The organism is Microbacterium horticulturae (genome assembly GCF_029094505.1).
GTDB classification, from domain to species: Bacteria; Actinomycetota; Actinomycetes; order Actinomycetales; family Microbacteriaceae; genus Microbacterium; species Microbacterium horticulturae.
In genome coordinates, this window is record NZ_CP119108.1 from 1,613,190 (window position 1) to 1,635,999 (window position 22,810).

Sequence of the window (22,810 nt, forward strand, 5' to 3'; positions counted from 1 at the left end):
GCCTCTCAGCTGTGACGGCGACGACGTGCCAGCAGCAGCCCCGCCCCGGCGAGGAGGACGATGCCGCCGCCGATGGCGATCGGGATGACCGGCACGCTCAAGCCGGTGACCGCGAGGATGCCCGCGTTGTCGGTCACCGATGCGGCGGCGGGCGGGTTGGCGCACGCCGATGTCTCCGGAGGGTAGCTCAGGGTGAGCTTCAACGACGGGTTGACCTCGATGATCGCGGTGACGTTGCCGCGCGTCCAGGCGAAGTTCCCACTCGTGGGCACGAGTTTGCCGTTATCGTCCGTTGTCCATCCCGGCCACAGCACCGGCACGCCGTTCACAATCTTCGCGCCCGGCCAGAGGACCTTTCCGGACAGCTCATCGTGTGCGTTCAGGGTGCCGAGCGGGATCGTCTGCGAGTGCGAACCGCTCTGCAGCGTCAATGTCGCGGTGTGACTCGTGGCGGTCTTGTCGGGATCCGACATCTTGAGGTTGTACGTGATCCACGGAGCACCGTTCTCACACGTGCCCACGGCCGACGAGCCGACGAGTGAGGCCGTGTCGGTGGTGACCGGTGTGTAGCCGTGGTCGTTTGTGACACCGTCGGTGTCGTCGGCGAACGCTGCCTGAGCGCCGCCCAGAGCGAGAAGCGCGGCCACCGCCATGGCCGCCATAGACTTGCGGAACATCGCTGCCTCCCCAGTAGGCATCTTCGCGACCACCCCTGGTCGCGCGCACCCTCCCCAGTCGGGGTGCACGGTCATTCTAGCGCAGATCGTTGCGCCTCGACGGAGTTCTTTCGCCGCGGCTTTCGGAGTGTCACGGTAGGCTCGGGAGTGCGAATGGGTCGGCTGGATGGTCGCGTCGCGCATGGTCCGCCATGACGCGCCGAGGAACGTCCGGGCTCCAGAGGGCAGGGCGGTGGGTAACACCCACCCGGAGAGATCCGCGAGACAGTGCCACAGAGAGCAGACCGCCGGCGCGAGCCGGTAAGGGTGAAAGGGCGGTGTAAGAGACCACCGGGGTCGTGGTGACACGACCCGCACGGCAAACCTCGCCCGGAGCAAGGCCAGACAGGGGATGACGACGCGGCCCGCCGAGTCCCCGGGTAGGCCGCTGGAGCGGCACGGCAACGTGTCGCCGAGAGAGATGACCATCCACGGGGCGCAAGCCCCCGGACAGAACCCGGCGTACAGGCCGGCCCATTCGCCCCCGCGCCAAGACGACGAAGCCGCCCGCACCGTTCCCGGTCGGGCGGCTTCGCTGTGTGAGAGGTCAGTCCGCTGCCAGAGCGGCGGCCCCGATGATGCCGGAGTTGTTGCGGTGCACGGCCGGCACGATGGGCGTGCGCAACTCGAGCAGCGGAAGGAACTCGTCGGCGTGCTTGGATACACCGCCGCCGACGACGAACAGGTCGGGGCTGAAGAGGAACTCGAGGTGGTCGTAGTACTTCTGCAGTCGCTTGGCCCACTTCTTCCAGCTGAGCTCGTCGCGCTCCATCGCCGAGTACGCGGCATACGCCTCGAAGTCCGAATCATGGCCGGCGCGCTGCAGATGGCCGAGCTCGGTGTTCGGCACGAGGACACCGTCGTGGATCAGCGCGGTCCCGATACCGGTGCCGAGCGTCGTGAGCAGGACGATACCGCCCTTGTCCTTCGCCGCGCCGTAACGGACCTCCGCGATACCGGCCACGTCGGCGTCGTTGGCGAAGTGGATGTCGCGACCCAGACCGTCTTCGAAGAACTTCTCGGCCTCGAAGTCGATCCAGTCGGAGGAGACGTTCGCCGCCGAGAGGGTCTTGCCGTTCTTCACGATCGCGGGGAAGGCGACCCCGAGCGGCATGTCGTCGGAGTCTTCGACCTTCAACGTGCTCAGGACCTCCTTCACCGCGGTCAGCACGTCGTCGGGGCGGGCGCCCTTCGGTGTGAAGACCTTGATCCTGTCGCTGAGCAGCGTGCCCGTCTCGAGATCGACGATGCCACCCTTGATGCCCGTGCCGCCGATGTCCACGCCGACGGCGCGTGTCGTTCCAGATGCCATGCGCACCAGCCTAGCCACCCCTGCGCGCGCGCCCGCGCCATGTGTCGTCTTCTCAGTAGGATCGACGTGCGGCCCGGTGTGCGGGTCGCCCCACCGCGGCGTGGCCGCATCAGGATCGTGGAGGCGTGATGGCCGACGGCGACGACAAGTACTGGTACAACCTGAAGACCGGCCAGGTCGAGCGGGGAATGCAGGCGCCTGCGCCCGATCGTGCGGGCCCCTTCGACACCGCGGAGGAGGCGGCACGGGCACCGGAGATCATTCGGGAACGCTCCAAACAGTGGGACGAAGAAGAGCGCCGCGAAGACTCCTGGGGGTCGGGCGGCGACGAGACCGGGTTCGAAGGCTGACGCCGCGGGCGGCGGAGGAGTGAGCATGGACAAGCAGCGTGACTTCGTGCTGCGCACGATCGAAGAGCGTGGCGTGAAGTTCGTCCGACTGTGGTTCACCGATGTGGTGGGCACACTGAAGTCGGTCGCCATCGCCCCCGCCGAAGTGGAGGGCGCGTTCACCGAGGGCATCGGCTTCGACGGCTCGGCGATCGAGGGACTGACACGGTCGTACGAGTCGGATCTGCTGGCCAACCCCGATCCGACCACGTTCCAGATCCTGCCGTGGCGCGGGGAGATCGACCCGACGGCACGGATGTTCTGCGACATCACGACGCCCGACGGTCAGCCGGCGGTCGCCGACCCGCGGTACGTGCTCAAGCGCACACTCGCCAAGGCCGGCGATGCGGGGTTCACGTTCTACACGCATCCCGAGATCGAGTTCTACCTTTTGAAGTCGAGCCGGTTCGGCCCCGACGGCCCTGAGCCCGTCGACTCGGCCGGCTACTTCGACAACGTCCCCGGCGGCACCGCCCACGACTTCCGGCGCCGTTCGGTGCGGATGCTGGAAGACCTCGGGATCTCGGTCGAGTACAGCCACCACGAGGGTGGACCGGGGCAGAACGAGATCGACCTGCGGTACGCCGATGCGTTGACGACGGCCGACAACATCCAGACCTTCCGCACTGTGGTCAAGGAAGTCGCCATCGAGCAGGGCGTCTACGCGACCTTCATGCCCAAGCCCCTCAGCGACCAGCCCGGCAGCGGCATGCACACGCACATGTCGCTCTTCGAGGGCGACGTCAACGCTTTCTATGAGGCGGGCGCCCAGTATCAGCTCTCGCGCATCGGCCGTCATTTCATCGCCGGGCTCTTGAAGCACGCGAACGAGATCTCGGCGGTGACGAACCAGTTCGTCAACTCGTACAAGCGCCTGTGGGGTGGCGACGAGGCGCCCAGTTACGTCTGCTGGGGCCACAACAACCGCTCCGCCCTCGTGCGCGTGCCGATGTACAAGCCGAACAAGGGGCAGTCCTCGCGCGTCGAGTACCGTGCACTCGACTCGGCAGCCAACCCCTACCTCGCCTACGCGCTCATGCTGGCCGCGGGGCTCAAGGGTATCGAGGAGGAATACGAGCTGCCGGGCGAGGCTGAAGACAACGTGTGGTCGCTCACACCGGGGGAGCGCCGTGCGCTCGGCTTCGCGCCGCTGCCTTCGAGCCTCGAGCACGCGCTCGAGTACCTCGAGGAGTCGGAGCTGGTCGCGGAGACTCTCGGCGAGCAGATGTTCAACTACGTGCTGCTGAACAAGCGGCGCGAGTGGGAGGAATACCGCTCGCAGGTCACGCCGTTCGAGCTGCGTCGTAACCTCGAGATGCTCTGACGCGCGGGTCGGAAGATTCGACATGGCAGACCGCGCGCGGGGACTGACCGCCCTCGCACGCCTCGGCTTCACCGCGCTGGCCGAGGCCGACGCGCGGCTGGAAGAGCTGTCGGACGCGACCGGCATCGCTCGCTCGCAGCTCACCGAGGGAGCAAGCGTCGCCGCGGACCCCGACGGGGCGGTGGACGGGATGCTGCGGGTGGCGCGTCGCGACGACGGCGCCGTCCGCGCGGTCTTGGGCGACGACGCCCGAGCGCGCAGCGCCTGGGCGCTGTTCGGCGCCTCGAGTGGCTTCGCGGACTTCTATCTGCGACATCCCGGCGAGCTCGCGCAACTGCCCGCGGCGGGTGCATCGCTGCCGACAGCCGATGAGCTGCGGGCGCAGCTGCTTGCGGCGGTGCGGGCCGAGGCCGGGTTCGCGGCCGACGGCTCTGAGGAGGCGTGGGTGGCGCTGCGGGTGCGGTATCGCCGGATGCTGGCATCCATCGCCGTCCATGACCTGCTGGCAGACGACCCCGTCGCCGCGGTGAAGGGGGTGGCTGCGGCCCTCGCCGATGCGGCCGGGGCGGCTCTGGAGGCCTCGCTGGCGGTGGCCCGCACGCGGCTGTGCACGACGCTGTCGATGTTCCCGCGTGACGAGGTGTCGGCCACGTCGCTCGCGATCATCGGCATGGGCAAATGCGGCGCGCGCGAACTGAACTACGTCAGCGACGTGGATGTGATCTTCGTGGGCGGCCGCAAGGACGACTCCATCGCGGAGGGACGGGCCGTGGACGTCGCCACCCGCTTGGCGGTGCAGACGATGTCGGGGATCTCGGGCATCGAGGCGGAGCCCGGGCTGTGGGAGGTGGATGCGAATCTGCGGCCCGAGGGCAAGCAGGGCGCGCTCGTGCGCAGCCTGGAGTCGCACCTGTCGTACTACGACCGCTGGGCCCACAGCTGGGAGTTCCAGGCGCTGCTGAAGGCGCGGCACATCGCGGGCGATGCCGCGCTCGGCGGGCGATATGTCGAGGCTGTGCGGGAACGGGTGTGGAGCAGCGCGGCGCGCGAGAACTTCGTCGACAGCGTCCAGCACATGCGGGAGCGTGTCACGGAGAACATCCCTCCCGACGAGGTTCCGCTGCAGATCAAGCTCGGTCCCGGCGGAATACGCGACATCGAGTTCACCGTCCAGCTGCTGCAGCTGGTGCACGGGCTGAGTGATGAATCCGTGCGCGTGCGGGGTACGCTCGACGCCCTCGATGCGCTCGTCGCCGCGGGATACATCGGCCGGGCCGACACCGCGGTGTTCGACCGCGACTACCGTGTGCTGCGAGTGCTCGAGCACCGTGTGCAGCTGCGCGAGCTGCGCCGCACGCACCTGATGCCGGACCGGCCGGAGGAGCTGCGCGTCCTGGCCCGATCGAGCCGGCTGGCTGAAACAGGCGATGCCGTGTGGGGCCTGTGGGAGCGCGTGAAGCGTGAGGTCCGCGACATCCACGTCCGCCTGTTCTACCGACCGCTGCTGTCGGCCGTTGCGGCACTTCCCGAGGAGGAGCGCTCGCTCTCGCCCGGGCAGGCTCTCGATCGGCTGTCGGCGATCGGCTTCACCGATCCCGCCGGAGCGCTCCGTCACATCGGCGCTCTGACCACCGGGATCAGCCGCAAGGTCGTCATCCAGCGCCACCTCATGCCGGTGATGCTGCGCTGGTTCGCCGACGGCGTGGATCCCGATTACGGCCTCCTCGCCTTCCGGCGGATCAGCGAGCGCCTGGGTGACACGCCCTGGTTCCTGCGCATGCTGCGCGATTCGTCGGGTGCGGCCGAGAGTCTCACCCGCGTGCTGTCGGGATCGCGGTACATCGGCGAGCTCATGGAATGGATCCCCGAGTCGGTGGCGTGGCTCGATGACGATGCGTCGCTGAAGCCGCGCAGTGCCGCCGCGCTCGCGCAGGAGGCGCGTGCCATCCACACCCGGCACACCGCGGTGGAGTCGGCGGCGCGGGCGGTGCGGGGGCTGCGGCGTCGCGAGCTGCTGCGTACAGCGATGTCCGCCGTGCTCGGGGTGCTGACGCTCGAAGAGCTGGCCACCTCGCTCACCGACATCACCGATGCGACCCTGCGGTCGCTGCTGGAGATCGTGTACCGGGATGTCGTCCCCGAGGCCGATCGTTCGCTGGAGTTCGCGATCATCGGCGTGGGTCGCTACGGCGGCGCGGAGCTGGGCTTCGGGTCGGACGCGGACGTGCTGTTCGTCCAGCGAGCGGGCGCCGTGGACCCGGAGCGTGCACAGACGCTGGCCCGCGCGATCGTCGCGGGTCTGCGCGAGCACTCCGAAGACGGCCGGACTCCGCTGGAGCTGGACGCGGACCTGCGGCCGGAGGGGCGCAACGGACCGGTGGTGCGATCGCTCGATGCCTACCGTGAGTACTACCGGCGCTGGTCACTCTCCTGGGAGGCCCAAGCGCTGCTGCGCGCACGACCGGTCGCGGGCTCGCCGGCCCTCCTCGATGACGTCATGGCTCTCGCCGATGAGGTGCGCTACCCCGAGCAGGTGGACGATGCGGGCCTGCGCGAGATCCGGCGCATCAAGGCACGCGTGGAGTCGGAGCGGCTGCCGCAGGGTGCCGCACCCGAGCGTCATCTCAAGCTGGGCCCCGGGGGACTCAGCGACGTCGAGTGGCTGGTGCAGCTGCTGCAGCTCGAGCATGCGGCGGCCTTGCCCGCGCTGCGCACGACGTCCACCCTGGGCGGCCTGGATGCCGCTGTCGAGGCCGGTCTCGTCCCGGCTGTGGCCGCAGAGCGACTGCGTGACGCGTGGCGCCTGGCAAGCCGCCTGCGCTCGGCGCACACGCTTCTGTCGGGCCGGACGAGCGACGTGCTGCCGGCCGACCGGCGCGACCTGGACGGGATCGGCCGGCTGCTGGAGTTCCCTCCGCGGTCGGCGACAGCCGTCGAGGAGGCTTGGATGCGTGCGTCGCGACGGGCGCGGCGCGTGTTCGAGAAGCTGTTCTACGGCTGACACGCGAAAGAGCCCCGGCGCATGGCCGGGGCTCTTCAGCGTTGTCGGGATCAGACCCCGAAGTAGAGCTCGTACTGTTCCCGCCACATTGGGAGGGTATGGGAATGTGAGTATTCACCGTGTGATCAGGAGTTATAGGACTGCCCGACGATGCCCCGAAATGGCACTGATTGGGACTTCCGCGGACTAACCGCGGACCAAAACGACGAAGCGCCCCGCGTCCCGTTCCCGAGTGGGGAGAGGGGCGCGGGGGCGCTTCGGTCAGTATCTGATGCCCGCAGCGTGCATCGCTTGTTGCAACTCGTAGCGCTGCTGCTTGGCGATGTCCTTCGGGTCGTACGAGTAGTTGTCGCCCTTGTGGATGACCTGGATCGGACGCACGTTGGAGCCGTCGCCGTCTCCTGTGGTGGTGATGCCGAGCCGTCGTCCCGTCTCCTGCCAGATCCCGATATTCCGGTCCCTCGCGGACTGACGCCCACTGATGAACGCTTCCCACCCGGTTTCCGGCTCCGCGAACTTGTATAGGGGCGCGCCGCCGGAGTAGATCGCTTCTGGGATCCCTCCGTCCGCGTAGGAGTGAATCCCGCCGTCAGCGCGTGACGTCGCGAGCATGCGGCTGACGCTGCTCGACGCGGTCGTGATGCCGTCCGTCTGTACGCGAATGTGAATGACCGCGTTGTCGTAGCGGCGCTTGAACGCGTCCAGCGCGGCCTGGGCGCCGGCGGTGTCCGCGATCATCTTCCACTCGCTCTCGGAGGGGATGTCATAGATCTGATCGGCTAGCTTCTTCGCTTCCGAGCGGGAGGCGCCCATCTTGATCGCGTTCTCGATCAGTGCCTCTCGGCCCCGCTCAAGCGTCTTCCGGTACTTCTCCGTGTCGTTGTCGAGATCGTGCTGCGCAGCCGCGGCGTCCTGCGACTTCTTGGCGAGGTCGACAAGCATCGCTTTGTTATCCCGGCCAGCCTGCGTGTTGTCGCCCCAAGCCTTCTTGCTGGATTTGACGTGCTCTTCGACTTGGGCGAGCGCATCCTTGTAGGCGAGGTTCTGCGACACCGCATCCTGACCAACACCGTTCGCCTTCATCACCTCATCGATGAGTTGACTCATGGTGTCGTTGAGCTGGTCGGCCGCGTCCTGAGCAGACAGATACGCATCCGCCGCCTTGGTGGCTGATTCTGAGCTTCCGTCCGTTGCCGTGGCTGAGCTATCCATGGCCGCGGTGACGAGGTCCGCGTCGGTCGCGAAGCCACCCGCCTGTACTGCTGCCTGCTGCATCGCCTCCTTGAATTTCGGGAGCGAATCGAGCAACGCGAGAAGTTCCCGTTGCGAGCCGTCCGTTGACTCGGCCCACTTCTGGAACTGTGCCTTCGCGGCCGGGAGGTTCGAACTCGCCATTTCGCCCAGAGTGTTGTCGAGATCACCAAGCCGGGCCTTCAGGTCGATCGCGGCCTGCATGCTCTTGTCCCACAGTGCGCTGAAGCGGCTCCACCCGTTGCCCTGCACCTCGACGAGCGACTCAATCGCCTGCGACATAGACGCGCCCGAGTCGAAACCCTTGAAGCCGTCATTCAGGTCCGCGATCGATCCGGCGAGATCCTTGTTGGCTGCGATCGCACCGCGGGCCTTCTCCTCGGTGCCCTCGAGCTTGTTCGACAACTCGACGAGAAGCGGGAGTCCGACTGCGAGCGCGCCAGCGAGCCCGGCTCCCTTTCCCAGAGCCGTCAGGACGCGAGTGACGCGTGTCCCGGTCGTACCAAGGGCTGCGACCGCGGCCCGATATGCGGCGAGCTTCGGTACACCGAGAAGCGCTGCGCCGCCGGCTGCGAGCGCAGCCGCACCGACACCCCCCACCCAGAACACGGCCTGCTGCCCGCCGCCTGGGAGTTCGTTGAACACGTCAACGACATTCGTCAGCGCCTGCACGAAGAACCGCATCGGCCCATCAGCTGCCTTACCCATGCCGATGAACGCCGAGTCCACGGCGCCGCCGAGTTGCTCGATGTCGCCTTTGAGGTTGTCGAGCCGGGTCGCGGCAGTCTCCGCCGCGTATCCGCTGTCGTTGACCTTCGCGTTCCACTCCGCGATGCCGTCGGCGCCTTCGGTGTAGAGGACATTCGCGGCCCGGATCGCGTCCTGACCGAAGATGATCGACAGTGCGGCGTTGCGCTGCTCTTGCGAGAGGGTGCCGAGAGAGGTCTGAAGCTGGCCGGCGAGGTTCTGCATGCCGACGAACTGGCCCTGCGCGTCGTACGCCTGGATGCCGAGCTTCTTCATCTCGTCAGCGGCTTCCCCGGTCGGGTTCGCGAGCTTCAGCAACATGGTCTTGAACGACGTGCCAGCGTCGGAACCGAGCATGCCAGCGTTTGCGAACGCGGCCAGGCTTCCCACGGTGTCGTCGACGGAGATCCCGAACTGGTTCGCGACGGTGCCCGACTGTGCGAGCGCCTGTGAGAGATCGGACACGTCGCCCATCGCCTTGCCAGAGCCGGCGGCGAGAAGGTCGGCCACGTGTGAGGCGTCTTTGCCCTTCAACTGGAACTGGCCGAGCGTGGTCGCAGCGGCCGCCGCGGCATCCGCGACACCCATCCCGCCCGCTGCGGCGAGATCCAGTGCGCCATTCAGTCCGCCGTCGAGGATGTCTGCGGAAGACAGGCCGGCCTTCGCGAGTTCTTCGACCGCGTTCGCGGACTCCTTCGCGGAGAACACCGTGCGCGCGCCGGCCTCGATCGACGCCTGCGTGAGCGCATCGATGTTCTTTCGCGCGTCATCACCGGTCGCCGCGACACCAGACATCGCCTGGTCGAACTCCGCGTACTTCGCGACAGCGACACCCAGACCGACCGCGATCAGACCGCCCGCAGCGACAGCCGTCCGGCCGACCAGGTCGAGATACTGCTTCGTCTTCAGCAGCTTCTCGCCGGCCGTAGGCACCTTCTCGGTTGCCCGCGCGGCCTCGTCCATCGCCGCGACGTAGTCTTTCAGCGCCGCCGTGATCGTGACCTTTACGACATGTTCTTCATCGGCCATTCAGACCCCCTCTGTGTCTCGCGTCGAACCGTGCTCGCGCTCGAGCGGCCCTGCGACTTGCAGCGGCGCGCCGTTGGCAGATCGCGCTGCAGTACTCCTGAAATCCGCGGCTTGCCTCGTACTCACGGCCGCATTGGGCGCACGCATGCACCGGCCGGAGCGGGTCTTCGAGCCTCCGCACCTGCCCCGCTGGTATGCCGCCGCTTCGGCGCGCGCGCTGGTAGTGCTTCCAGCAGAGCCCGCGCAATTCCACGGCTACCGGGTCGTCGCACCCGTCGATCAGACAGATCGAATCGGCCATTCGGGCACCCCCTGCGGCTTGTCAATAACGGTGGAACCAGCCGGATCGTGAGCATCGGCTGGTGATTGCTATGCCCGTCGGTCTTGAGCGCGCCCGCAGGGGGGACTGGGGGTGGTCCCTCTGCGGGCGCGCGTGGTCACCGCCGGCTGGCTGAGTTCTCCCACCTGGACTCGGCTAGCTTGGGTGAGCTTGGTGTCAGGCGCCGGCCTGTGCTTCGCGGGTGAGCTTCAGCTCTGTCGCTACTGCTGTGATCGCCATGACGAGTCGGCGCTTCGCGTCACCTTCTTGTGCACCGGATGCTTCGGCGTTGGCCAGCCAGGCGGTGAGCTTGTCGAGGTTGGGGTTGTCAGCCATGTGGTTTCCCTTCTGTGGCTTTGAGGAATGTGCCGTGCGCTTGTATCCGTGCGTTCACGTCCCGGACTTCTTGGTCCCGTTCCAGGGCCGCGGTCGTGTTGGCCATGTCGAGCACCCATGCTGCGTACTCCGGGGTCGTGGACTTGCGGAGCCGGTGAACGACGTCGATCGCGTCCTGTACGCGGTCCGGGTCTCTCAGGAGCTCGACGATGCGGTCGGCGTGCTGGTGGCCAGAGCGTAGAGCGCCCGCGTACTCGTCGGTGTTCGAGACCGTCACTGGAACACGTTTCCCACACCGCGTGCGTGGCCAGCGGCCCACCGGCTCTGTGCGTCGAGCTTTGCGGCATCCCACACTCGGGGGCGGGTGCCAATCATTGCCTCGGTCATCCGTGCGGCATGCTCTTCGTCAGCCGTGCTTCGCTTCCACTGCTCGTCGATCTCGCTGAGGCTGCGGAGAGCCGGCCCGGCCACGGTGAACAGCCGGGCCACATGGAACGCGGCTCGGATATTGCCGGCCGCGGCCGCGACGTCGCGGTCTTCATAGAAGATCTCCGCCTCGTCGTAGTACTTGCCCGCGGGCTGGTGTTCGTTCGGGTTGCGGGCGCCGTGGTTCGCAATGATGCCGTCGGCGCTCCACTGCCAATAGATCTTGTGGATTCGTTCGACGACCTTGTAGCTCTCTTCCAGCGCCAGCCACTCTTGGGCGAGCCCGTCGCGTACGGCCTGTTCGAGTGTGCACTTCTCGCCGCCGAGCGCGGTGAATGCGTCGACCATCTTCTGGGCTGCTGTCAGGTAGACGTCGCGGAGAATCGCAAGGTTTCGTGTGCGACCGCGCGTGAGCAGTACCCACGCGAATCTGCTGGCTTCCTCCTCCGCGAGCGCGGTGACGTTCATCTCACGGCGAATCGCCTCCTTCGTCGTGACATTCGACGGGTCTTCGCCGCGGGCGAGTGCGCGCACTTCAGCCTGCTCGGCTGTTGGTGCACCGTCGAACGCGCGCCGCAGCTTGAGGTGTCGGGCGCCGAGTCGTGCCGACCGTTTCGTCTGCTCATAGACATCGGGCAGTGTCGCGGCGACGTCTACGCCGAACTGGCGCAGTTCGCGCAGCCAGCCGCTCACCTGGCCGCCTTGAAGTTCTCTTGGGGTCTTGCTGACCATGTTGTGTCCTTTCGGTTCAGCGGCGTCGCGGTCGGCCGAGCACCTGCGCGGCGATCGCTTCCGACGATGTGTTCGCGGTGTCCATTTCCGGCTGGTACGGCCGGCCCAGTGCCTCGGCCACGATCTGCGCGGAAGTCATCTCGTCTTCAGTCATCGGTGTTGCCTCTCGTGAGGGTGGGGAAGTAGTAGCGGCCGGATCGGCGGTCGAGGTAGTCCCGGTAACCGTCTTCGATCTGATCCGGGGTGAGGATGGGCGGTGTCATGTGGTTGCACCTTTCGTGCGTGCGCATCGATTGCGACGTCGTCGAGCGGCGGACGCGCGCCGGCGTTGGGCGCGGTACTTGTGACGTGGCCAATCGGGCATGCCGATTACCCCCTTCGATCGGGTTGGGAGTGATCGCCGCGCGCCCCGGAGTCATCATCCAGGAGGGAACTGTGCCTCAACGGGGCACGCGGACGTGTTGTGAAGTGGGGGGCTACTTGTTCAGTTGCCAGCGTTCGGCGGCTGCTCGCTGCGCGTGCTGAGACCGAGCCGCGGACTTCATGTCGGCAGTGACCGCGTCCGGCAGCGCCAGGCGGTTGAGCAACTGTGAGAACGTCACACGGTGCTGCCGGACCTCAGCGAGCAGCGGATGCGACACATCTTGTCCGTTCGATCCAGGGACGACGAGCGGCAGGTCAACTAGGGCGGCGTCCATTCGCTGGATGAGGTCAAACTCGCGACAGGCATATTCGAGGATCTGAAGCTCTGGTGGGTCGAGCTCGAACAGCTTCAGCGTCTCGCGCCAGAACTTTGCTGATTTGGTGCTCAGCCCTGCAGGTGGTCGTGGTGCTGCCATGTCGCCCTCACTCTCAGATCGTCCTGGATACGCGAAAAGCGCGACTCCCCGATGTTGGACGGGAATCGCGCTCTAGCTTGATTCTACCAGTCGGGTTTTGAACTTTGAGAACTTTGATCATTGGGACCGCCGGACACGTTCGATGTCGGCGGCGAGTTGCCGGCGGCGCTCCTCGAGCTTCTCGGGCCAGTCAGGTGAGTGTCGGTCACCGCCACGGCCTGCAGCACCGAGCGCCTTCGCCGCGGTGATCTCTGAGACCTTGACGTATCCGTAGACGAAGTGCACTAGGCCCCGCTTCTCCCAGTTGTACGTGGTCTTCAGCGAGACGTTCGCGATGAGGCGGGCTTCAGCGCGGGTGACGTACGTGTCGCCGGCATCGCCGTTGAGACGCGCTTCCAGGGCTTCCAGAGCCGCTGTGCGTTCGTCGAACTCCCAGTCGGTCAGCCGTCGCTTCCTTGCGCCCTGTGCGCGGAAGACGGAGGCAGACGGCCGTTCGGATTCCGGCTCTGCCTGCGGCGGCTGTTCGCCGGGAGGTCGCGGCGAAAACGGGTTCCGCCCGGGCCGGTGGCCGCTGTGGGTCATGAGCGCAGCCGCACTTCGCCTATCCGCAGGCGTCGCCGGCGCGGCCGAGGTGTCGACGGCCGGCGCGGCGGCTTCTCCGGTTCCCACTTCCGACCGTTGAGCCACGCCACGGCCGTCACAGGCTCGCTCCCAGCTGCAATGTACCGCTCTACGCCTTCGAGCAGTTCGGCCCGCGACGCGATCTTCCTCGCCCGCCAATAGGTTGCCTTCGCGCGTGCTCGGTCCTGGTGGTGCGGCCACCGTCTGTACCACTCAGCGAACTCGTCGACAGCGACGACGCCCAGATCAAGGGTCTCTCCAGTCACGCGGCCTCACCCCCACCGGCCTTCCGGTAGTCGCCCATGTAGACCTCAATCCACCCGCTTGCCATGCTCGAGGACATCTGTTCGGGGTCATCGCTATCTAATCCGAAGTCCCATCCGATGACGTCCTGCATGTGCCGGATGTAATGCTTCTGCTTGTCCGAAGCGAAGGGTTCGGGGCGACGGTCGCGCAGAGCGCGAACGTACATAGGACCTTTCATGGAAGGTTCTTCAAGGATGGTTTGGGTGTCGCCAGCGACGCGGGGTGGGGTGTCGCCAGCGACGCGGGGTGGGGTGTCGCCAGCGACACCCCATGGTGCATGCCGTGACGACCGGTCGCAGCTATCAGGGCACTGCAACGTGAACTCGTACCGGTTCGGCCGGAGGTGGTCCGGCAGTGACGCCGTGCCGCCGTCCTGCATGTGTCGACGGATCTCTCCAAGCTGCTCGAGCCGCTTGATCGCCTGCTGCACGTTCCGGCGGTTGATCCCCGCGTACTTCTGAAGCGTCGCGACGGAAGGCCACGCGCCGCCGTCGCCGTCGTGGTTCGCGATACCCAGAAGCACGAGCTTCGTCGCACCCTTAGCCCGCGAGTGGTGAAGGGCGATCACCATGCTCTCGATACTCATCGGAACGCCTCCCGTCGAGCCCGAGCCTGGCGCTCGAGCTTCGCCCCTCCACCGCACAACATCACCGCGAACGTCCCGATCAAGGCGAGCGTCCCGATGATGACGGCCGCGGTGATCATGAGCGAACCTCGAGACTCTCGATGGGCAGGTCGATTCCGAGAAGCCACATGAACCCAGACAGGACGTCCCCCTGATGCACGACGTCGTTCGTCGGAGCAACGAGTGCGACGTCACGGTCCCGAACCTGCACCCGCATGCCCTGCGACCGGGCATACGTGCGCAGCCGGCTCAGTGACTTTCGGTGTGCGACTTCTTCTTCGGCGTCGTCGGGCTCTCGACTGTAGACGACGACACCGTCCGCGCTGCACGCCTCAACCGCAAAGTTGCCCCGGTAGATCGTGAGGTAGTCGTCTCCCGAAAACCGGATGTGGCGGATGCCGTGTCCGGCCGCGGCACCACGATCTGTGAAGACAGTGAACATACGCAGTCCGCCGGTTGGCGTGACATGAACGTGTTCGAGGATCTCGCACCGAGTGCCTTCGACGATCTTGTCGCCGTTGAGAGTGCGGCGCCGGGGGGATGCGTGCAGCGTGACTACTTCCAGCCCCGATGTGGTCAGCGCTTCCGCGAGCTCTGTGACGAGCGTGTTCCGTTCGGCGGCGAGATGCTGCTCAGCCGTATCGATCGCGTCGATGCGATCCCTAATCATGGTGACGTTCACAGCGCACCACCCTCCGTGGCAGGGAGCAGATGTGCGTACTTCTGCCACAGCTCACTGGGCCGGAATCCCCGCGCATCAGCCTTGGCCTTGAACTCGGCCGTCGTTGCGTTCTCGACGAGGACGGCGCCCGAGAGGTCGTCGACCAGCTGCGCAACCTCCGTGAGAGGGAACGAGACCACGTCACCACCCCGAATGGAGAGCTGCACGAGCGGCCCACACTCGTCAACCAGGACGCCTTCCTTGACGAGTGAAACCTGCGTCCACCGGGCCTTGGCGTTCACTGGAACGCCTCCTCAATGAATGCCTCAACGTCGGACTCTCGCCAGCAGCGGCGACCGCCGATCATCGCGGACTTGGGCGCCGTGCCCTTGCCGACCATCCAGCGGAGCTGGTTCGTCGATCGCCCCAGCCGTTCAGCGACTTCGTCGATGAACATCAGCCGGGTCTTCGGTGCGGTTGTTTGTGGCATTTCCATTCCCCTCCATGCAGTGGTGCTTGAGATGACAACACCAGTGAGCATACATGCTGTGTGGTGTTGAGGCAATATGCTGGCGTGTGGGAGGATGTGTACGTGATAACCGACTGGCATCAGCGCGAGAAGAACTTTGCCGAGAACCTGCGGACACTGCGCGAGCAGAAAGGGGTGTCCCAGAGTGAGATCGCGCGGCGCTTAGATCGCGAAGGTTGGCCCGGATTCCATCAGACGACTATCAGTCGCGTGGAGAAGGGAGAGCGGACTTTGAGTATCGGTGAAGCGGCGGCTGTAGCCGAGATGCTGGGCAGCAGTCTTGATCGGATGATGGATCCGCCAGAGGGAGTCGAACAGGCTGCACTCTTGGATCTCGCGATCAAGATGTCGCGGGATGGACGGCAGAACGTCATCCGCCACCTTCAGCTGCTCGAGACGTTTCGTGATGCTCTCGTTGCCACTCTCGATGGTGCGCGTGAGTGGCGCGACTCACTGCCGCACGGAGTGGAGAAATCGCGAGCCACCGAGATGCTCGAGCGCGCAGAGCAAGAACTTGCGATCTCGGACGCGCAGTCTGTGCTCAAGCAGTTCAAGGGGGAGAATGGCAAGCATCCAGAAGCGCCCTGATGGGATGTACCGCGCCCGGTTCCGTGGCCCGGATGGGCGGGAGTACTCGAAGCACTTCAAGTACAAGAACGGCAGCAAGGACGAACCTCATCTTGGTTCGGCTCAGCAGTGGCTCGACGAGCAGACGACGGCGATGCGCGCCGGTACATGGGTGGACCCTCACACGTCGAAGATGACGCTGGGGGAGTGGCTTGACACCTGGCTCGCCGGCTACGCCTCGAAGCGCTCAGGGACCGTCAAGAGCGCGAACGTTCACGCGGCACTGATCCGCGAGAAGTTCGGGTCGAGACAACTCCGCTCGCTGAGGCCGTCCGACGTGAAGGCGTGGATGTCGGAACTCAGCGAGACGTACGCGACGAGCTACGTCTACGCGCTACATGGCCGCCTGCACCAGGTGCTCTCTGACGCCGTGCACGACGGCGTCATCGCCCGTAACCCGGTCGGTAGGCGTACCGCCCCCAGATCGCCACGCCAGCGCCCGTACGTCGCCACCACGGAGCAGATATGGGCGCTCTACGACGCGCTGAAGCCGGGCTACAAGAACATGGTTCTCTTGGGTGCGTTCGTCGGTCTGCGGATCGCTGAAATGGCCGCGGCCGACCGTGACGACCTCGAAGACGACATGTTCACCCCGTCGAAGCAGTACCCCAGCGAAGAACTGAAGACGGAGACATCGAAGAACGCGATTCCGGTGCCACGCGAGCTCTCGAAGATGATCCGTGCCAACGCGGGGGAGTCGAGACTGATCCCCGGCGTGTTCGGCCGCGGCGTCACGCCCTATCAGCTCAACCGCGAGTGGATCGATGCACGCGTGACAGTGAAGGGCTTACCGGACGGATTTCGCGTGCAGGATCTCCGCCACTACTTCGCGAGCCTCTTGATCGCTTCCGGGCTCGACGTGAAGGTCGTTCAGCATCGGATGCGCCACGCGTCAGCAACGACGACGCTGAACGTCTATGGCCACATGTTCCCGGATAAGGACGAGTCATCTCGAGCTGCGATCGCGGCCGTGCTCGAAGCGCGGAAGAGCCCCCAAGGTGCGGACCCTGAGGGCTCTTCTGAGATTCTTGCGGACTAGGCGCGGACTAGACGCACCATTCGCCCCAGAAAATCAAGCCAGAAGGCTAGACCCCGAAGTAGAGCTCGTACTCGAAGGGGTGCGGGCGCTGCGCCAGTGGCTTGATCTCGTTCTCGAGCTTGTACTCGATCCAGGTCTGGATCAGCTCTTCGGTGAACACGCCGCCCTCGAGGAGGAACGCGTGGTCGGCCGCGAGGGCGTCCAGCGAGTCCTGCAGCGAGTTCGGAACCTGCGGGATGTCTTTGGCCTCCTCGGGCGGCAGCTCGTAGAGGTCCTTGTCGATGGGCTCGTGCGGCTCGATGCGGTTCTTGATGCCGTCCAGGCCCGCCATCAGCTGCGCGGCGAAGGCGAGGTACGGGTTGCCCGACGCGTCCGGCGCGCGGAACTCGATGCGCTTGGCCTTCGGGTTCGAGCCCGTGATCGGGATACGGATGGCCGCCGACCGGTTGCCCGCCGAGTAGACGAGGTTGACCGGGGCCTCGAAGCCCTTGACCAGACGGTGGTAGCTGTTCAGCGTCGGGTTCGTGAACGCGAGCACGGCAGCGGCGTGCTTGAGCAGGCCGCCGATGTACCAGCGCGCGATGTCGGAGAGCCCGCCGTAGCCCTTCTCGTCGTAGAAGAGCGGCTCGCCGCCCAGCCAGAGCGACTGGTGCGTGTGCATACCGGAGCCGTTGTCGCCGTAGAGCGGCTTGGGCATGAACGTGGCGACCTTGCCCCACTGCTCGGCGACGTTCTTGACGATGTACTTGAACTTCAGGATGTCGTCGGCCGCGTGCACCATGGTGTCGAAGCGGTAGTTGATCTCCTGCTGGCCGCCGGTGCCCACCTCGTGGTGTGCGCGCTCGAGCTCGAGACCTGACTCGATCAGGCGCAGGCTGATGTCGTCGCGCAGGTCCGCTGTCTTGTCGACGGGGGAGACGGGGAAGTACCCGCCCTTGTACGGGGTCTTGTTGGCGAGGTTCCCGCCCTCCTCGGTGCGCCCGGTGTTCCAGGCGCCCTCTTCGGAATCGACGGAGTAGAAGCTGGCGTTCTGCTTGACCTCGTAACGGACGTCGTCGAAGATGTAGAACTCGGCCTCGGGCGCGAAGAATGCCGTGTCGGCGACGCCGGTCGAGGCAAGGTACTTCTCGGCCTTCTTGGCCACCTGACGGGGGTCCTTGCCGTAGATCTCACCGGTGCGCGGGTTGTAGATGTCGAAGACCATGATGAGGGTCTTCGCCTCGCGGAACTGGTCGACGTACGCGGTGGTGACGTCGGGGATGAGCTGCATGTCCGATTCGTGGATGCTCGCAAAGCCCCGGATCGAGGACCCGTCGAACAGCTGCCCGACCGTGAAGAACTCTTCGTCGACGGTCGAGGCGGGGATGTTGAAGTGCTGCTGAACACCAGGGAGATCCGTGAACCGGATGTCGAGGAACTTCACGTCCTCGTCCTTGATGAACGCCAGCACCTCGGAGGGGTCCTTGAACATGTGCTCTCCAGTTCGGGTGCGGATGAACGCCCAGCGGGCGTCACTGAAACTACCCGGCAGCCGTTGCCCGGGAGTGTCTGTGATGTTTCCGGCATGTTACACGGGTGCCCCGTCTAGGCTGGAGGAGTGCCCGACACGATGGTCTCCTCCTATCCCGGCGAACGACTCGGACTTCCCGATTCCGGACGGGGCAGCGTCGCCCGTTTCGGGCGGCGAGTCGGGGCGCTCGCCATCGATGTGGCCTGTGCCGCCATCATCGGGTACGCGTTCTTCCATCACACGGATGCGGTGACCGGGATGCCGGTGGCCGATCCGATCGCGACGAACATCATCTTCGCCGTCGTGCAGATAGTCTTCATCCCGACCCTGGGCGGAAGTCCGGGGCACCGGCTTCTGGGGATGCGGGTCGTCCCGCTGAAGGGCGGCTGGGTCGGGGCGTGGCGGCCGGTCGTGCGCACGGCGCTGCTGTTCCTGATAGTGCCGGCGCTCATCTGGGATGCCGACCAGCGCGGCCTGCACGACAAAGCCGTGGGGACCGTGCTCATCCGCGCGTGATGCGCGGAGAGCTCACCGGGGACGCGGTGCGCGGGCCTTCATCGGATCGATGCCCTTGGGAATCGGCAGCGACGCAAGCGACTGCGACACCGAGTCGATCCGCTTGATGACCGCCGACTGGGTGGCACGGTTGATGGCCTTGGGCAGCTTCTTGATCTTCTTCGCGAGATCGGCGATCTGCACGTCGTCGTCGCCGTGACCCACGTACAGGACCGTCACGGGAACGCCGCTGGCCACGCGCCTCACCTTCGCGCGCTCCTCGTTGACGAGGCGCGTCAGACGTCCGCGGGACCCTTCGCCGACGACCACGACGCCACCGCGTCCGATGGCGCGGTAGACGGCGTCCTGGGTCTTCGGGTTGACGCCGACCGGGGTGTCGCTCGCCGTCCAGTTACGGCCGAGCGAAGTGGACAGCACATGGCCGGTGGCGCCGGGGCGCCCGTCGATCTTCTGGTACATCGCCTTCGTCGACAGGCGCGTCAGAACCATCAAACCCGCGAGCACGCCGAGCAGAAGCCCGGTCACACCCCAGAGGATGATGCTCCACCAGACGCCGGGCGTGAGCAGGAAGCCGATGAGGATTCCGACCCAGATACCGACGATGAGGATGCCGATCTCGGCCCACAGCAGCCAGGGGAAGACGTCCTTGGTGAAGGTGAAGAGCGAGCTGAGCTGCTTGAAGAAGTTGGGCTTCTTCTCGGTCTGGGTACTGCGTGCGGCCATGATGTCCAGCCTACCTTTCCGACGCGGTTCCTCCCCAGCCCAGCCGTGCCCGCGGGTTCTCCACAGATTTGCCGGCACGGCTCCTGCGGGCCACGCGTCGTGTCGAGACTGGGGGAATGGCATCCACGATCTCCCTTCCCGCAGGACCGCGGCCCATCCGCTCGCTGCGCCCGCCGGAGGCGCCGTGGAACGCCGTGCTCGCCCAGGCCGAGGACGGGAGCCGCTGTCTGCTCGTCGACGCGGTAGATCTGACCGATGAGATCAGCTGGCGCGGCTCGGGTGCTGAGCACCTCGCTGCGGTAACGGAGCTCGTTCGTACGGCGCGCGGGGTATCGGGCGTGCTGCCGGTCTGCACGCAGCCGCTGACGTCGTTCCTCGAACGGCGCAGCGGTGAGGCGGGGTTGACGCCGGGTGAAGCGGTCACTCTGGCTGTCAGCCTGGTACGTGGTGCGGCCGAGGCGTTGACGCTCGTACCGGATGCTCCCTGCGGCACCTGGTGGCTTGATGACAGCGGTCGCCCCTTGCTCGTGGGTGGGAGCGAGCAGCGTGCCACACAGGGAGCCGCTGATCTCGTGGCCGGTATCCGCGTGGATGCGGCCACCGAGGTGGCGGCGGCGCTCCGGTTCGCCGAAGAAGTGCTGTCAGACCCGCGACGGCTGCGCGGAGAGGCCCTCGACGTCGAAGCGGCGCTGTTCTCCGCTGCGCGTGCCGAGCAGGTGGCGACCGCAGTCCTCAACGCGCCGCGGTCTGTCCGGGTGACGATGAAGGGCGGCGAATCCGGCACGACATCGACCGACGAGCACCGGTGGGCGGTGGTGGCACGGAATGTGGATGCCGGACTCGGCGACCTCGTGTCGCACGTCGTGACGGCGCTCTGGCGTCGGCTGCGCACCGATCGGCCACGCGGCGGAAAGAAGCATCCGCTCATCGCTGCGGGCGTGGTCGGCGCTCTGGTGCTCGGTGCGGGGCTGCTGTGGCCCCGAGGCGGTGCCGATCCTGCCGTCGCCGAGCCGCGGCATCCCACCCCTGCTGCCACCGCGCAGGCGACCGAGACGTCAGCATCATCGCCTGTGCCGACATCGTCGGCGGAGCCGGACGGGCTCGCGGAGGTCGCCGCCGCGCTGCTGGATCAGCGTGCGGCATGCGAGACGGATGCGTGCCGATCCGCGACGCAGGAGGACGCCGATGCGCACTTCTCCGCAGATGTATCGCCGGGCGTGCGCCGGGTGACCCTGCTCGACGACTTCGGCGGCGCGGCGGTGATGCGGGTGGGCGCCGAGGACACGGCGGACCTGTTCGTCGTCATCGTCCGCCGGGACGGAAAATGGCTGCTCCGCGACATCAGAGACGTCGCGGAGCAGCCGGAAGGGAGAAGTGGATGATCAGATGCCGAGCGATCCTTCGAAGTCGCCGGCCTCGAGGCGGGTCTTCACCGCACCGAGGAACCGGGCGGCATCCGCGCCGTCGACGATGCGGTGATCGTACGAGAGCGCCAGGTAGACGTACGACCGGATGGCGATTGCGTCCTTGCCGTCCACCGACACCACACCCGGACGCTTCACGACCGTACCGGTCCCGAGGATCGCCGACTGCGGAAGGAAGACCACAGGGGTGTCGAACAGCGCGCCGCGCGACCCGGTGTTGGTGACCGTGAAGGTGCCGCCGGCGAGCTCATCGGGCTTGAGCTTGTTGTCACGCGTGCGTGCGGCCAGATCACCGATCTCGTGGGCGATCTGGGCGATGTTCTTCGCACCGGCGTCGCGGAGCACGGGGGTCAGGAGCCCGCGCTCGGTGTCGACCGCGATCGACACGTTCTCGGTCGCCGGATACACGATCTGGTCGCCGTCCACGGTCGCGTTGACCACGGGGAACGACTGGAGCGCCTCGGCGGCCGCGAGGGTGAAGAACGGAAGGAACGACAGCTTGTCACCGGTCTTCGCCTGGAAGTCCGCCTTGACGCGGTCACGCAGAGCGGCCAGGCGGGTGACATCCACCTCGACGACCGTGGTGAGCTGCGCGGTCTGCTGCATCGAGGCGACGGCGCGCTCGGCGAGCACCTTGCGCAGTCGCGACATCGGCTGAGTCGTGCCACGCAGCGCCGAGACCTCGAGCGGCGCGGACTCCGTCGGCGCGGCCGGCGCTGTGCTCTGCTGCGGTGCCCGTGCGGCCTCAGCGGCCTTCAGCACGTCCTCCTTGCGGATGCGTCCCCCCACGCCGGTTCCGGTGACCGTGGCGAGGTCGACGCCCTGCTGCTGCGCGAGACGACGCACGAGCGGGGTCACGTAGGTGACCTCGTCATCGGTTGAGGAGGGGACGGCCGCGGCGGGCTGGGTGGGCGCGGCAACGGGCGCCGGCGCCGCAGGCGCGGCCTGCGGAGCGGGGGCCGGCGCTGCCGGCGCGGGAGCCGCGGGGGCCGACTCGGCCTCCGGTGCCGCGGGAGCGGGCTCTGCATCCGGGGCCGGTGCCGCCGGTGCGGACTCGGCCTGCGGGGGCGTGGGGGCCGGCTCCGGCGTGGCCTCAGGGGCGGCCGGAGCCGCGGGCGCCGGGGCCGCTGACGCGCCGTCGCCGACGCGACCGAGCACAGAACCGACCTCGACCGTCTCGTCCTCCTGGACGAGGATCTCCTGCAGGGTGCCGGCCAGTGGCGACGGGATCTCGGTGTCGACCTTGTCGGTGGAGATCTCCAGCAGCGGCTCGTCGACCTCGATGCTGTCGCCGACCTGCTTCAGCCAGCGGGTCACGGTGCCCTCGGTCACGCTCTCACCCAGTTCTGGGAGGAGGATGTCTTTACCGCCGGACGGGGCCGGTGCCGCGGGAGTCTGCTGGTCGGCGCTCTCAGGTGCCGGCGCGGAGGCCTCCTGCGGGGCTTCCGCCGACGTGGCGGGCTGCTCGTCTGTAGGCTCCTCAGCTGCGGGCTGCTCGTCGGCCGAGGCTGCACCGGAACCGTCACCGATCTGCGCGAGGATGGCGCCCACCTCGACGGTCTCGTCCTCCTGGACGAGGATCTCCTCGAGGACGCCGGAAACAGGCGAAGGAATCTCGGTGTCCACCTTGTCCGTGGAGATCTCGAGCAGCCCCTCGTCCTCCTGGACGGTGTCCCCGACGTTCTTGAGCCAGCGGGTGACCGTTCCCTCTGTGACGCTCTCGCCGAGCGGGGGAAGGACCACGGAAGTGCTCATGGGTGTGTCTCCTTAGAAGCCGATGTCGTCTCTAGCTTAGTGATGCGCATCCA

23 protein-coding genes and 1 other RNA gene are annotated in these 22,810 nt (G+C 66.7%); 8 read left to right on the plus strand and 16 right to left on the minus strand.

Features of this window, described 5'->3' with window-relative positions; genetic code table 11:
• Positions 1–5 precede the first annotated feature (5 nt).
• Complete coding sequence (locus tag PU630_RS07695) at positions 6–677, minus strand: cell wall protein (protein ID WP_275279777.1); 672 nt, start codon at positions 675–677, stop codon at positions 6–8.
• A 154-nt stretch (positions 678–831) separates the two neighbouring features.
• Between PU630_RS07695 and rnpB the strand changes: the two genes are divergently transcribed.
• Positions 832–1,197: RNase P RNA component class A (rnpB, locus tag PU630_RS07700), an RNA gene on the plus strand.
• Between the two features lie 66 nt (positions 1,198–1,263).
• Here the strand turns inward: rnpB and ppgK are convergent.
• Entirely contained in the window at positions 1,264–2,028 is a 765-nt protein-coding gene (gene ppgK / locus PU630_RS07705; protein WP_275279778.1) for a polyphosphate--glucose phosphotransferase, read from the minus strand.
• 128 nt (positions 2,029–2,156) lie between these two features.
• On the opposite strand from ppgK, the gene PU630_RS07710 reads away from it, so the two are divergent.
• From PU630_RS07710 to PU630_RS07720, 3 genes are read left to right on the plus strand one after another with little or no spacing between them, the layout of a single operon-like run.
• Positions 2,157–2,378, plus strand: a complete 222-nt coding sequence (locus PU630_RS07710) for an SPOR domain-containing protein (RefSeq protein WP_275279779.1) — start codon at positions 2,157–2,159, stop codon at positions 2,376–2,378.
• 25 nt (positions 2,379–2,403) lie between these two features.
• Positions 2,404–3,741: a type I glutamate--ammonia ligase gene (gene glnA, locus PU630_RS07715; RefSeq protein ID WP_275279780.1), complete on the plus strand. Its 1,338-nt coding sequence runs from the start codon at positions 2,404–2,406 to the stop codon at positions 3,739–3,741.
• 22 nt (positions 3,742–3,763) lie between these two features.
• Entirely contained in the window at positions 3,764–6,742 is a 2,979-nt protein-coding gene (locus tag PU630_RS07720) for a bifunctional [glutamine synthetase] adenylyltransferase/[glutamine synthetase]-adenylyl-L-tyrosine phosphorylase (RefSeq protein WP_275279781.1), read from the plus strand.
• Positions 6,743–7,003: 261 nt separating this feature from the next.
• On the opposite strand, the gene PU630_RS07725 is transcribed toward PU630_RS07720, so the two are convergent.
• From PU630_RS07725 to PU630_RS07775, 11 genes are all read right to left on the minus strand, one after another.
• The gene (locus PU630_RS07725) at positions 7,004–9,769 is read right to left on the minus strand and encodes a phage tail tape measure protein (RefSeq protein WP_343075857.1); all 2,766 of its coding nucleotides are present in this window, start codon (positions 9,767–9,769) and stop codon (positions 7,004–7,006) included.
• A gap of 496 nt (positions 9,770–10,265) precedes the next feature.
• A complete protein-coding gene (locus PU630_RS07730) occupies positions 10,266–10,424 on the minus strand; it encodes a hypothetical protein (protein WP_275279782.1) in 159 nt (52 codons plus the stop codon).
• Positions 10,417–10,701: a hypothetical protein gene (locus PU630_RS07735; protein ID WP_275279784.1), complete on the minus strand. Its 285-nt coding sequence runs from the start codon at positions 10,699–10,701 to the stop codon at positions 10,417–10,419. Before PU630_RS07735 ends, PU630_RS07730 begins: the two co-directional genes overlap by 8 nt.
• On the minus strand, positions 10,698–11,582 hold the full coding sequence (locus tag PU630_RS07740; protein WP_275279785.1) for a hypothetical protein: 885 nt from the start codon (positions 11,580–11,582) through the stop codon (positions 10,698–10,700). Before PU630_RS07740 ends, PU630_RS07735 begins: the two co-directional genes overlap by 4 nt.
• A 16-nt stretch (positions 11,583–11,598) precedes the next feature.
• Positions 11,599–11,736, minus strand: a complete 138-nt coding sequence (locus PU630_RS07745; protein ID WP_275279786.1) for a hypothetical protein — start codon at positions 11,734–11,736, stop codon at positions 11,599–11,601.
• 322 nt (positions 11,737–12,058) lie between these two features.
• On the minus strand, positions 12,059–12,421 hold the full coding sequence (locus PU630_RS07750; RefSeq protein WP_275279788.1) for a hypothetical protein: 363 nt from the start codon (positions 12,419–12,421) through the stop codon (positions 12,059–12,061).
• A 117-nt stretch (positions 12,422–12,538) separates the two neighbouring features.
• Entirely contained in the window at positions 12,539–13,003 is a 465-nt protein-coding gene (locus tag PU630_RS07755) for a hypothetical protein (protein ID WP_275279789.1), read from the minus strand.
• A 301-nt stretch (positions 13,004–13,304) separates the two neighbouring features.
• Positions 13,305–13,934 (minus strand): helix-turn-helix domain-containing protein, encoded by a 630-nt coding sequence (locus PU630_RS07760; protein ID WP_275279790.1) that lies wholly within the window; start codon positions 13,932–13,934, stop codon positions 13,305–13,307.
• 115 nt (positions 13,935–14,049) lie between these two features.
• Positions 14,050–14,655: a chorismate mutase family protein gene (locus PU630_RS07765; protein ID WP_275279791.1), complete on the minus strand. Its 606-nt coding sequence runs from the start codon at positions 14,653–14,655 to the stop codon at positions 14,050–14,052.
• On the minus strand, positions 14,652–14,834 hold the full coding sequence (locus tag PU630_RS07770) for a hypothetical protein (protein WP_275279792.1): 183 nt from the start codon (positions 14,832–14,834) through the stop codon (positions 14,652–14,654). Before PU630_RS07770 ends, PU630_RS07765 begins: the two co-directional genes overlap by 4 nt.
• A 98-nt stretch (positions 14,835–14,932) precedes the next feature.
• On the minus strand, positions 14,933–15,130 hold the full coding sequence (locus tag PU630_RS07775) for a helix-turn-helix transcriptional regulator (protein ID WP_275279793.1): 198 nt from the start codon (positions 15,128–15,130) through the stop codon (positions 14,933–14,935).
• 96 nt (positions 15,131–15,226) lie between these two features.
• Here PU630_RS07775 and PU630_RS07780 point away from each other — a divergent pair, with 96 nt between their 5' ends.
• Complete coding sequence (locus tag PU630_RS07780; protein WP_275279794.1) at positions 15,227–15,751, plus strand: helix-turn-helix domain-containing protein; 525 nt, start codon at positions 15,227–15,229, stop codon at positions 15,749–15,751.
• Positions 15,726–16,829: a tyrosine-type recombinase/integrase gene (locus tag PU630_RS07785; RefSeq protein ID WP_275279795.1), complete on the plus strand. Its 1,104-nt coding sequence runs from the start codon at positions 15,726–15,728 to the stop codon at positions 16,827–16,829. Before PU630_RS07780 ends, PU630_RS07785 begins: the two co-directional genes overlap by 26 nt.
• A 46-nt stretch (positions 16,830–16,875) precedes the next feature.
• On the opposite strand, the gene glnA (PU630_RS07790) is transcribed toward PU630_RS07785, so the two are convergent.
• Complete coding sequence (gene glnA, locus PU630_RS07790; protein ID WP_275279796.1) at positions 16,876–18,300, minus strand: type I glutamate--ammonia ligase; 1,425 nt, start codon at positions 18,298–18,300, stop codon at positions 16,876–16,878.
• A 138-nt stretch (positions 18,301–18,438) separates the two neighbouring features.
• On the opposite strand from glnA (PU630_RS07790), the gene PU630_RS07795 reads away from it, so the two are divergent.
• A complete protein-coding gene (locus tag PU630_RS07795; RefSeq protein WP_275280052.1) occupies positions 18,439–18,855 on the plus strand; it encodes an RDD family protein in 417 nt (138 codons plus the stop codon).
• Between the two features lie 12 nt (positions 18,856–18,867).
• Here the strand turns inward: PU630_RS07795 and PU630_RS07800 are convergent, their stop codons facing one another.
• Positions 18,868–19,578, minus strand: a complete 711-nt coding sequence (locus PU630_RS07800; RefSeq protein WP_275279797.1) for a DUF4191 family protein — start codon at positions 19,576–19,578, stop codon at positions 18,868–18,870.
• A 116-nt stretch (positions 19,579–19,694) separates the two neighbouring features.
• Here PU630_RS07800 and PU630_RS07805 point away from each other — a divergent pair, with 116 nt between their 5' ends.
• A complete protein-coding gene (locus tag PU630_RS07805; RefSeq protein ID WP_275279798.1) occupies positions 19,695–20,960 on the plus strand; it encodes a hypothetical protein in 1,266 nt (421 codons plus the stop codon).
• Here the strand turns inward: PU630_RS07805 and sucB are convergent, their stop codons facing one another.
• The gene (gene sucB, locus PU630_RS07810; RefSeq protein WP_275279799.1) at positions 20,961–22,757 is read right to left on the minus strand and encodes a 2-oxoglutarate dehydrogenase, E2 component, dihydrolipoamide succinyltransferase; all 1,797 of its coding nucleotides are present in this window, start codon (positions 22,755–22,757) and stop codon (positions 20,961–20,963) included.
• Between the last annotated feature and the right edge of the window lie 53 nt (positions 22,758–22,810).

What these genes read in the sequence shown, in the direction of transcription:
- PU630_RS07695 (WP_275279777.1), bottom strand. Translation starts at nt 677, where the DNA reads ATGTTCCGCAAGTCTATGGCGGCCATGGCGGTGGCCGCGCTTCTCGCT.
- ppgK (WP_275279778.1), bottom strand. Translation starts at nt 2,028, where the DNA reads ATGGCATCTGGAACGACACGCGCCGTCGGCGTGGACATCGGCGGCACG.
- PU630_RS07710 (WP_275279779.1), top strand. Translation starts at nt 2,157, where the DNA reads ATGGCCGACGGCGACGACAAGTACTGGTACAACCTGAAGACCGGCCAG.
- glnA (WP_275279780.1), top strand. Translation starts at nt 2,404, where the DNA reads ATGGACAAGCAGCGTGACTTCGTGCTGCGCACGATCGAAGAGCGTGGC.
- PU630_RS07720 (WP_275279781.1), top strand. Translation starts at nt 3,764, where the DNA reads ATGGCAGACCGCGCGCGGGGACTGACCGCCCTCGCACGCCTCGGCTTC.
- PU630_RS07725 (WP_343075857.1), bottom strand. Translation starts at nt 9,769, where the DNA reads ATGGCCGATGAAGAACATGTCGTAAAGGTCACGATCACGGCGGCGCTG.
- PU630_RS07730 (WP_275279782.1), bottom strand. Translation starts at nt 10,424, where the DNA reads ATGGCTGACAACCCCAACCTCGACAAGCTCACCGCCTGGCTGGCCAAC.
- PU630_RS07740 (WP_275279785.1), bottom strand. Translation starts at nt 11,582, where the DNA reads ATGGTCAGCAAGACCCCAAGAGAACTTCAAGGCGGCCAGGTGAGCGGC.
- PU630_RS07745 (WP_275279786.1), bottom strand. Translation starts at nt 11,736, where the DNA reads ATGACTGAAGACGAGATGACTTCCGCGCAGATCGTGGCCGAGGCACTG.
- PU630_RS07750 (WP_275279788.1), bottom strand. Translation starts at nt 12,421, where the DNA reads ATGGCAGCACCACGACCACCTGCAGGGCTGAGCACCAAATCAGCAAAG.
- PU630_RS07755 (WP_275279789.1), bottom strand. Translation starts at nt 13,003, where the DNA reads ATGACCCACAGCGGCCACCGGCCCGGGCGGAACCCGTTTTCGCCGCGA.
- PU630_RS07760 (WP_275279790.1), bottom strand. Translation starts at nt 13,934, where the DNA reads ATGAGTATCGAGAGCATGGTGATCGCCCTTCACCACTCGCGGGCTAAG.
- PU630_RS07775 (WP_275279793.1), bottom strand. Translation starts at nt 15,130, where the DNA reads ATGGAAATGCCACAAACAACCGCACCGAAGACCCGGCTGATGTTCATC.
- PU630_RS07785 (WP_275279795.1), top strand. Translation starts at nt 15,726, where the DNA reads ATGGCAAGCATCCAGAAGCGCCCTGATGGGATGTACCGCGCCCGGTTC.
- glnA (WP_275279796.1), bottom strand. Translation starts at nt 18,300, where the DNA reads ATGTTCAAGGACCCCTCCGAGGTGCTGGCGTTCATCAAGGACGAGGAC.
- PU630_RS07795 (WP_275280052.1), top strand. Translation starts at nt 18,439, where the DNA reads ATGGTCTCCTCCTATCCCGGCGAACGACTCGGACTTCCCGATTCCGGA.
- PU630_RS07800 (WP_275279797.1), bottom strand. Translation starts at nt 19,578, where the DNA reads ATGGCCGCACGCAGTACCCAGACCGAGAAGAAGCCCAACTTCTTCAAG.
- PU630_RS07805 (WP_275279798.1), top strand. Translation starts at nt 19,695, where the DNA reads ATGGCATCCACGATCTCCCTTCCCGCAGGACCGCGGCCCATCCGCTCG.
- sucB (WP_275279799.1), bottom strand. Translation starts at nt 22,757, where the DNA reads ATGAGCACTTCCGTGGTCCTTCCCCCGCTCGGCGAGAGCGTCACAGAG.